At 54.3% G+C, this 9,284-nt stretch carries 8 protein-coding genes; 5 read left to right on the top strand and 3 right to left on the bottom strand.

The features are described from left to right. The first annotated feature begins 40 nt into the window (after positions 1 to 40). Positions 41 to 1,384 (top strand): dipeptidase, encoded by a 1,344-nt coding sequence (locus tag QET93_RS11990; RefSeq protein ID WP_280132183.1) that lies wholly within the window; start codon positions 41 to 43, stop codon positions 1,382 to 1,384. 33 nt (positions 1,385 to 1,417) lie between these two features. Continuing rightward, on the top strand, positions 1,418 to 2,293 hold the full coding sequence (locus QET93_RS11985) for an ABC transporter ATP-binding protein (RefSeq protein ID WP_280132182.1): 876 nt from the start codon (positions 1,418 to 1,420) through the stop codon (positions 2,291 to 2,293). A gap of 35 nt (positions 2,294 to 2,328) precedes the next feature. Here the strand turns inward: QET93_RS11985 and QET93_RS11980 are convergent, their stop codons facing one another. Further along, positions 2,329 to 3,441 (bottom strand): prepilin peptidase, encoded by a 1,113-nt coding sequence (locus tag QET93_RS11980; protein WP_280132181.1) that lies wholly within the window; start codon positions 3,439 to 3,441, stop codon positions 2,329 to 2,331. Between the two features lie 31 nt (positions 3,442 to 3,472). After that, entirely contained in the window at positions 3,473 to 4,570 is a 1,098-nt protein-coding gene (locus QET93_RS11975) for a TIGR00730 family Rossman fold protein (protein ID WP_280127314.1), read from the bottom strand. A gap of 221 nt (positions 4,571 to 4,791) precedes the next feature. Here QET93_RS11975 and QET93_RS11970 point away from each other — a divergent pair, with 221 nt between their 5' ends. The 3 genes from QET93_RS11970 to QET93_RS11960 all read left to right on the top strand — a co-directional run bounded on the left by QET93_RS11970 (position 4,792) and on the right by QET93_RS11960 (position 8,550). Continuing rightward, complete coding sequence (locus QET93_RS11970) at positions 4,792 to 5,907, top strand: DNA-directed RNA polymerase subunit alpha (RefSeq protein ID WP_280127313.1); 1,116 nt, start codon at positions 4,792 to 4,794, stop codon at positions 5,905 to 5,907. 37 nt (positions 5,908 to 5,944) lie between these two features. Beyond that, entirely contained in the window at positions 5,945 to 6,355 is a 411-nt protein-coding gene (rplQ, locus tag QET93_RS11965) for a 50S ribosomal protein L17 (protein WP_280127312.1), read from the top strand. Positions 6,356 to 6,597: 242 nt separating this feature from the next. Then, positions 6,598 to 8,550, top strand: a complete 1,953-nt coding sequence (locus tag QET93_RS11960; protein WP_280132180.1) for a M60 family metallopeptidase — start codon at positions 6,598 to 6,600, stop codon at positions 8,548 to 8,550. Positions 8,551 to 8,648: 98 nt separating this feature from the next. Here the strand turns inward: QET93_RS11960 and eda are convergent, their stop codons facing one another. Next, the gene (gene eda / locus QET93_RS11955; protein WP_280132179.1) at positions 8,649 to 9,281 is read right to left on the bottom strand and encodes a bifunctional 4-hydroxy-2-oxoglutarate aldolase/2-dehydro-3-deoxy-phosphogluconate aldolase; all 633 of its coding nucleotides are present in this window, start codon (positions 9,279 to 9,281) and stop codon (positions 8,649 to 8,651) included. Positions 9,282 to 9,284 lie beyond the last annotated feature (3 nt).

The following is a 9,284-nucleotide window of genomic DNA, read 5'->3' as shown; positions in this document are numbered from 1 at the left end:
CTCATTGATTGATCGAGGCAATGCGGCACATAATGCTTTCATGAAACGATTGGATCAACTGACCGCCTTTTTGCGCTTTCCGAGTATTTCCGCCCAGAATGTTCATGCTTCGGATGTGAGTGATTGCGCTGACTGGCTGGTGGATAAATTATCTTCCATGGGATTTGCCGCCCGCAAATATGCGACTCCCCTGCATCCGGTTGTCGTAGCGGAAGGCCCGAAAGTTCCGGGCAGGCCGACTGTGTTGATCTACGGACACTATGACGTCCAGCCGGTGGATCCGCTTGACGAATGGAAATCCGATCCGTTTGAACCGGAAATCCGCGGAGAGCGCCTGTATGCACGCGGGGTGTCCGACGACAAGGGAGAAATCATGGCCCACATTCTGGGAGTGGAGGAATTGATGGCTCAGGAAGGGGGGACGCTTCCTCTCAATGTTAAATTTATCTTTGAAGGAGAGGAAGAAGTCGGCAGCGTCAATCTTTCTGCGTTTTTGCAGGAACACCGCGATGAATTGGCCTGTGACGTGGTTGTCGTTTCCGATACGGGGATGGTAGCTCAGAATCTGCCTACGCTGTCCTATGGTTTGCGCGGAGTAACGGGGGTGGAAATTGTCGTGCACGGGCCGGAGGCCGATCTCCATTCCGGTATTTTTGGAGGAGCCGTTTCCAATCCCGCAACGGTGCTCTGCCATTTGATCGACTCGTGTCATGATGCCGACGGTCGTGTGGCTGTCGAAGGTTTTTACGATGGTGTGGCTGCACTGGAAAACTGGGAGAGGAACATGTGGGGCAATGTCCAGGGCATGTCCAATGCCGATATCGCACGGCTTGTCGGTGTGGAAACGCTGATGCCGGAAACCGGCTATACGGGGACCGAGTGCATTTACGCCCGGCCGACTCTTGAAATCAATGGTCTCGGAAGCGGATACCAGGGTGAGGGCAGCAAGACGATTATTCCCTCGTCCGCGTTTGCCAAAATTACTTGCCGTACTGTTCCGGGACAGGATGGCGCGCGTATCCAGGATCTATTGGAAGCCCATTTCCGTCGCCTGACTCCTCCTTCGGTCAAGCTTGAGTTCCGCCGCCAGCACGTCAGTACTCCGTATTTGTGCGATCCCAAGTCTTCATTCAGTCGCGCCGCGCAGGAGGCTTTGGAGGAGAGTTTTGGAGTGAAACCCGTCCTCGTGCGCGAAGGGGGCAGCATCGGAAGTATCACGGAGTTCAAGGACATCCTCGGCGTGGATAGTTTGCTGATCGGCTTGTGCCTGCCTGACGCCCGCATCCATTCTCCGAACGAGAATATGCCCGTTGAACTGTTCAACAAGGGCGTGGAGATGAGCAAGTGCCTGTTGCGCCGCCTTGCCCAAGTGCAACTGTCGTGAGTTATTCTGCAATCTGATCCCTTTCCCATCACGATGATTCCTGCTGTCCGCGTCACCAATCTGCATAAACAATTCCTGACCCCATGGGGCAGACCGGGAGTCTATGCCCTCAAGGGGGTTTCCCTGGATGTCGGCGAGGGAGATGTGTACGGTTTGATCGGCCCCAACGGCTCCGGGAAATCGACATTGATGAAGGCCTTGCTGGGATTGGTCAAGCCGACGGAGGGAACCTGCTCGATATTCGGCATTCCCGGTACGGATCCGGACAGCCGCAACAAGGTGGGATTCCTGCCTGAGAATCCGTATTTCTACAAGTTTCTGACAGGAGCCGAGACTGTGGCTTTCTACGGGAAGCTGTGCGGTTTGAAGGGAATCGCCTTGAAGGAGAAGGTTGCGGAACTGCTTGATCTGGTCGGGCTGGAAGATGCGGCCGACAGGCGTCTTGGTGGGTATTCCAAAGGGATGCTTCAGCGCATAGGACTGGCTCAGGCTCTTGTGCAGGACCCCCGGTTGGTGGTGCTGGATGAGCCGACTGCCGGTGTCGACCCGATCGGCTCCCGTGCGATCCGCGACATTATCCTGAATTTGAAGAAGCGCGGAATGTCGGTGTTCCTCTGCTCTCACCTTTTGGAGCAGGTGCAGGAGGTATGCGACCGCGTCGGTATCATTTACAAGGGGGTGATGATTGCGGAAGGTTCCGTCGATGAACTGACGCGCGATTCTTCCCGGACGGAGATTCTTCTGGATCATGCGTCGCCTGAATTGATCGACGGGATCAAGCGGCTGGTGGCCGAGGATCCTTCCGTGACTCTGGAGAGTACGGGACATCCTCGCAATTCTCTGGAGCAAGTGTTTTTTGCGAGCCTTGCCAAGTGGATCAAAAATTCTGAGAAAAAGGACTCCGAATAGGAGGACTCCCCAGGATATCTCGTTTCCTCCTTTCCTTACAGGGGCACGAGCAGCCATTCGCAATACCATGCCCACAGCTCGTAGCCGCCCAGAATCCAGATGGCGGCGGCGAATAGCAGGCAGGGCCCGAAGGGGATCGGTTTCCCGAATCCGATGCGCCCTGCCAGACCGGCAATGATACCGGTGAGGCTTCCGGCAACGAGGCAGAAGAGGACTCCCTCCCATCCGCAAAGTGCGCCGATCATCATCATGATCCACGCATCTCCGTAGCCCATGGCTTCCCGGTTGGCTTGAATGTGTTCCAGCGTGCCGGAGGCAGACTTGATGGATTCGATGAGGAAGATTGTCCCGTCACCGGAGACGATGCGGTTCTGGTACAGGGTGAATGTATCCCCGGGAACGGAAGATCCGTCAATTTCCAACTGCGCTGCCGTGAAAATGGCCCGGTCGCTGTCGCGGGAGAAGAGATCGGACCAGGTGTAGTCCCCGTCGGGAAGCACCAGCGTGAGTTCTTCTTCGTCGGTGGACGGCTCGCGGAGTTCCCACCGGCTCCCGACTGGAAAGTCCCGCTTCCATGTGCCGAAGAGCTTTTTCCCCAGTTCAATGACGAGACGAATGCCGATATAGCCAGCGGCTGCTCCGATGAATGAGGCTTCGAGACGTTCGGTCAGGAAAGGAAGTTCTTCCATCCAGGGGGGAGAGAGCAGAGCGGCAGACACTCCCAGAAGTCCGGCGATGACCGTATCTCTTGGGAAGACGATCATGTGTTCGGCGTCGATGAAGGCGATGGCGATTCCCATGGCTGTCCATCCCAGCAGGGGGACGAGGAGCAGAGGGGATTCGTCCTGGCAGACATAGGCGGCCGCTGCAAAGAGCAGTGCCGTCATAACTTCGACTATCCAGTACCGGAAGGAGATCCGGCTATGGCAGTTGGCGCATTTTCCGCGCAGGATGAGCCAGCTGGCGACGGGAATGTTCCGGTACCAGGGGATGGACTTTTTACAGGCCGGACAGAAGGAGCGCTTCGGTTCGTTGATGGAGAGGTTCCTGGGCAGCCGGTAGATGACGACATTGAGAAACGACCCGATGCATGCGCCGATCAAGGCGCAGGCGGCGGGCAGGAACCAACAGGGAAGGTAGTCCGGCATGATGGAGGGGGATGATTGCGGAGGAGGCTCTTCAGGCTTCGGGGTATTCGTTGATGCGGTCGATCAATGTGCGGAGGCGTCCGTAGCTGGAACGGTTGAAGGTGAAAACAAGCCGGGGCATGTTGAAAATGAGAGGTTCGTCGTCTTCTTCCGGAAGGGCGTCGCAGAGCGTGATGGAACCATCCTGAATGATGTCCGCAAACTCAAGCTGGAGTCTGGATATCCATTCCTGGCTGATGGGGGTGTTGAGGCGGATGCTGATGATGTCGCCGATGAAACGGTACGAGTGGAATATTTTGTAGAACTGGTCAATGTGGTCGATGGCATCTTGAGGGCTCTTGGTCAGATAGATGAAGTCCATGTCATCGTTGGAAATCAGGCCGGATTCGAGCAATTCTACTCGGATAAATCGCAACCAGTTGATCCAGAATGTCTTGCCTGGTGAATCCAGGAGGACGAGAGGGAAGATGGACGCCTTGCCTGTTTGGATGAGCGTCAAGGTTTCAAAGACTTCGTCCATGGTGCCGAATCCGCCGGGGAAAGCAACCATGGCATCGGCCTGCGATACGAAATTGAGTTTCCTCGTAAAGAAATAGTGGAAGTTGACGAGCCTCTCGCTGTCTTTGACAATGTGGTTGGAATGCTGCTCGAAGGGAAGCTTGATGTTCAGTCCGAAAGAACGCGTTACGCCGGCTCCTTCATTGCAGGCCTGCATGATGCCCGGTCCTCCCCCCGAGATGACCATGTAGCCGTGTTCCGCCGCTTCTCTGGAAAAATCCAGGGCGGTTCGATAGGCCGGTTCTTCGAATTTGATGCGTGCGGAGCCGAATACCGTGATTTTACGGATATGACGGTAGGGGGCGAATACCTGGTCGGCTTTCAACATTTCATATACTGTGCGGACCATGAGGGCGTAGTCATGCTGGGGAAGATCGGACTGTGCCATGACGGCGCCCAAGGTGATCAGGGACTGCAGGTAGCGGGGATCGAAAGTCGTTGATACCCTTTCCGAAAATTTTCTGATTTCTTCATCGAGCTCATCGACGCCTGTCGTAAGGCCCTTTTCTTCCAGGGCGGTGGCTCGTACGCAGAGGATGTCTCGTTCATTCAGGAATTGGGGTTGTTTCATAAAGGAGTGATCTATTCTCCCTCTATAAATGCCCTAAACAGGGCGGTAAGTCACAGATTTTTTTTATACAGAGAGAAAAAGTGTTGATTGTTTTCCGTGTCAGGCTAGAGTTTCCGCCACGCGAGTTGTCATTAAAACTTGCCGTAGGTCCTCCCAGGGAAGAGGTTAACTCATTCCCGGTCAGCTCGCCAGGAGGGAAACCCGGTAAACCCAATACGACCATGTCGGATCAAGAAAACATACAGGATGAAGTGACGGTTTTGAGCCGTTTCGAAGTGCCTAGCCATCTCGAAAAGATCGAAGACCCCGAAAACCCCAACCGTCTGACCTTCGTTGCCGAACCGTTTGAAAACGGATTCGGGCATACTCTCGGCAACTCCCTGCGCCGCGTACTTCTCGGCTCGCTGGAAGGCGCTGCCATTACGTCCGTTCGCATCGCCGGTGCGCAGCATGAATTTTCCTCTCTTCCCGGCGTTGTGGAAGATGTGACGGAAATCATCCTCAACCTCAAGAAGGTCCGCTTCAGCCACACGAGCAAGGAACCCCGACTCTTGACCCTCAAGGTCCAGAAGGAAGGGGTCGTCACTGCCGGTGACATCTCCGACGATACCGTTTACAAGGTCGTTAACCCCGAACAGGTCATTTGCCACCTGGACCAAAACACTCTTTTCGATTGCGAATTCGAAGTGCGCGTCAGCCGCGGCTTCAAGACAGGTGAAGAAAACAAGCAGCCCGACATGCCCATCGGCGTGATTCCGATCGACTCGATCTTCTCCCCCGTGACCCGCGTGAAATATTCCGTCATGAATACGCGTGTCGGCCACATGACCGACTTTGACAAGCTGACGCTGGAAGTTTGGACGGACGGCCGCATTTCTCCTGCCGACGCTATGCTTCAGGCTTCCGCGATTCTTCGCCACCACCTGGACGTGTTCGTTAATTACGACGATAGCAAGGTTAGCTTCGAAGAAGCTCCCGCCGCCGTGCAGGACGAAGAAACCGCTCGCCTCCGCAAGCTTCTTAATATGAGCGTCAACGAAATTGAACTTTCCGTTCGTGCCGCCAACTGCCTCAACAATGCCAACATCACAACGGTTGGTCAGCTGGCCATGAAGAGCGAAAGCGAAATGCTCAAGTACCGCAACTTCGGTAAAAAATCCCTCAACGAAATCAAGGAAAAGCTCGCAGACCTCGGTTTGTCTCTTGGCGTCCAGGTTGATCCTTCCCTCCTGAACGGACCTGCTCCGCAGGCCAAGACCCGTATCGGAGTCGAAGAGGAAAGTCCCGTAGGCCTTGCCGACCTGATTGCACAGAATATCGAAGACGACGAAGATTAATTAAACTTAACGCAAAACCTAACAGAAACACATTACCATGAGACACGGACGTAAAATCTCCAAACTTCAGCGCAATGCTTCCCACCGTCGCGCTCTGCTTGCCAATCAGGCAGTCAGCCTGATCCTGCATGGCCGCATTACGACGACGCTTGCCAAGGCCAAGGCCCTGCGGCCCTATGTTGAAAAGCTGATTACGCTCGGCAAGCGCGGCGACCTGCATGCCCGCCGCCTGGCCATCGGTACGATTCACAACACGGAAGCCGTCAAGGTGCTTTTCGGCGCCGTTGCTACGGCCTGTGCCGAACGTTCCGGCGGTTACTGCCGCATCGTCAAGCTGGGACAGCGCATGAGCGACTCCGCTCCCATGGGTATGATCGAAATTATCGATCTTCCCCGTGAAGAGAAGACGGAAGAAGTTGCCGCTACTGCGACGACGGCTACTGCATAAGTATCCTTCCGGTCGAATAAGCCGGATTTCTTTTCTACAACCTCCTTTCTGCATGTTGCAGAGGGGAGGTTTTTTTGTGAGGAATATGCCATACAGGAGGCATTTGGAAGAAATCGTTCTGACAAGGCAGTCAAAGAGCGATGCTTTCATCTAGAAGTAGTTGCCGGATTTGCGGGCGAGGATTCAATTTGACAGGAGGGCCTCAATATGCCATGTATTAACGGGTTCCCTTATTTGCTAGTATGAAGAACAGATCCTTTTCCCGCCACGTGTTCCGGGGAGGCGCCATCGCCTCCTTTTTGGTGATTGTTATGATTGGTGCGATCCTGTGGGGAGCTTATTATGTCTACCAGAATAAACAGGAGAGGGATAGGGCAGCCCGCATTGAACAGGCGGAAAAGAAAAAAGCCCAGCAGGAAAAAGTGCGCCAGGAAAACCTGCGTATTGCCCAGCAGGCGGAAGCACGCCGCAAGGAGAAGCTGGAACGCCAGAGGAAAATGAGCGAGGAAGCACGCCGCAAGGCTGATGAAGCCAAGAAGGAAGCTCTGAAAAAACAACAGGAGGAAGAGGCCCGCAGGAAAGCGGAGGAGGAAGAAGCCCGCCGCCAGGCCGAAGAAGATGCGGCACGCAAGGCAGAACAAGACGAAGGCAGCCAGGAGGAACCGGACTTTGATGCGCTTCGCAAGTCGGATTTTCCCAAGCCTTTCGAGAATAAGATGCCCGATTTGAGCAAGTTTTACCCCAAATCCGCGGACAAGATTCCCATGAATGAGGACAAGGTGATCGGGACGTGGTCTTGGGAATCCGCCGATAAATATACGGAATTGACCGATTTCCCGACGGAGTCTTCAAAGTGGAAGGATCGTTCCAAAGCGGCGGAAATGGTGGAAACTTATCAGAAATGGAGAGGACAGGATTCTCGGATTAAGGCGAGTCCGTCCGCCAAGGATTTTCCCGGATTGCCCGATGAAGGAGCCGAATTGGTGACGAGAACAGTGGAAATCGATTCTTCCATCGGAGGCTGGCACAGTACGGGATTGTATGCTCCTCCCGGGGCCAAGGTAACCTTCTCGTTTTCCGGTAGTGCTCCCAAGGGGCAGTTGAGTGTCCGTATCGGTTGTCATACGGACAACCTGATGAATGAGAAGACGACGGAATGGGCGCGTCTGCCAATTATCGGCAACAGTACGGGCGTCAACAAGGCCAGAGTGCATTTGGCTGATCCCAGCGGCGGCTTGGTGTATGTCTGCGTGAATAAACGCAACAAACAAGCCAAGACGTTCAAGGTGAAAATTTCCGGAGCAATTCCCGCTCCTCTCTACATCATGGGAGAAACGACCCCCGAACAATGGCAGGAACAGCTTGCTCAGACAAAGGCTCCCTGGGGAGAAATCCGCATGCCCCGGTTGGTTTTCACCATGCCGACGAAAAAATTAAAGGAATGCGTCAAGATCAAGGAAGTTGCGGAACTTCTTCAGAAATGCATGGCTCTTGAGGACTGGGTGGCCGGCTGGGATGATATGACCGACCGTATTCGTACTCCCATGCGTTTTGTCGTTGACCGGCAGATTTCCGTAGGTTTCGGACATTCGGGTTATCCTGCCATGGGGTATATGAGCTGGGCGGATGCCGTAGCGGACGGTTCCATTTTGACGGAAGGGAGTTGGGGGCTTTGGCATGAACTGGGGCATAACCATCAGGGAGCACCCTTTGCGATGGAAGGTCAGACGGAGGTATCCGTCAACATCTTCTCGCTCGTATGCGAGGTGATGGGAGTCGGAAAGAAACCCTATGCTGTCCGCGGCATGTCCCCGGATGTGATGGCTCCGGACATGTGTACGTATTTGACAAACAAGACGGCCGGATACAATGATGCCGAAAACGGGACCCAGTTGTTCCTATGGGGTGAAATCATGTATCATTTCGGTTGTGAATCGTTCCGTGAAGTGAACAAGGCTTACATCAAGCATCCCTACAAGAACGACAAGACATCGGATGATGAAAAGTGGAACTGGGTGATGAAGAATTTCGGTAAAGTGCTTCAGAAGGATTTGACCCTCTTCTTTGAAACCTGGAAACTTCCTATCAATAATTCTACCAAGGGCCAGTTGAAAAAATGGGAACACTGGCAGCCGACCAAGAACTATCCCGGGTGCTACCTCGGACTTGATGAGGGCGAAACTCCTTCCGAATAGGTCGAATTCAGGATGCGATCTTTGAAATAAATGATAAACGAAAAGGGGCTGCTCCGCTTGTTTGTGCGGAACAGCCCCTAAAATAATACAGAGAAAGTTTAGCGGATGGCAGCGAGGGCTTCTCGTGTGCGTCGTCCTATTTCTTCCCAGTTGGAGGTATCAATCAGGGATGCTTCACAGATCCAGGAACCGCCGCAGGCGACAACTTCCGGAATGGAGAGCCAGTTGGCGATGTTGTCGGCATTGATCCCTCCCGTCGGCATGATGCGGATGCCCGTGTGGCGTACGGCGGCCAGGATGGCCTTCAGCATTTTGGGACCGCCCGCCGGTTCCGCCGGGAAGAACTTCTGGAAAAGGCACCCCATTGTGAGGGCCTGGCAGATTTCCGATGCTGTGGCAATGCCGGGGGCAAAAGGCAGTCCGTCTTCCTGGGCTGCCTTGACGACGACGGGATCGAAACCGGGAGAAACGCCGAAGGTGGCTCCGGCTTTTTTGGCTCGGACGACTTGATCGGGAGTGAGCAGGGTACCTGCTCCGATCAGCATTTCAGGGACTTCCCGGGCGATGCGGACAATGGATTCTTCGGCAGCTTCCGTGCGGAAGGTAATTTCGATGCCGTTGCATCCGTTGTCCACAAGCGTACGTGCCAGAGGGACGGCTTTATCCGGATCGTTGAGAACAACGACGGGAACGAGTTTGAGAGAGGAAAGAGCCTCGATAATAGTTTTCATGAT

It is taken from the genome of Akkermansia sp. N21116 (assembly GCF_029854705.2).
In the GTDB taxonomy this organism is placed as follows: domain Bacteria; phylum Verrucomicrobiota; class Verrucomicrobiia; order Verrucomicrobiales; family Akkermansiaceae; genus Akkermansia.
Note: the sequence above shows the minus strand (reverse complement) of the source record. Positions and strands in the feature narration are given on the sequence as shown.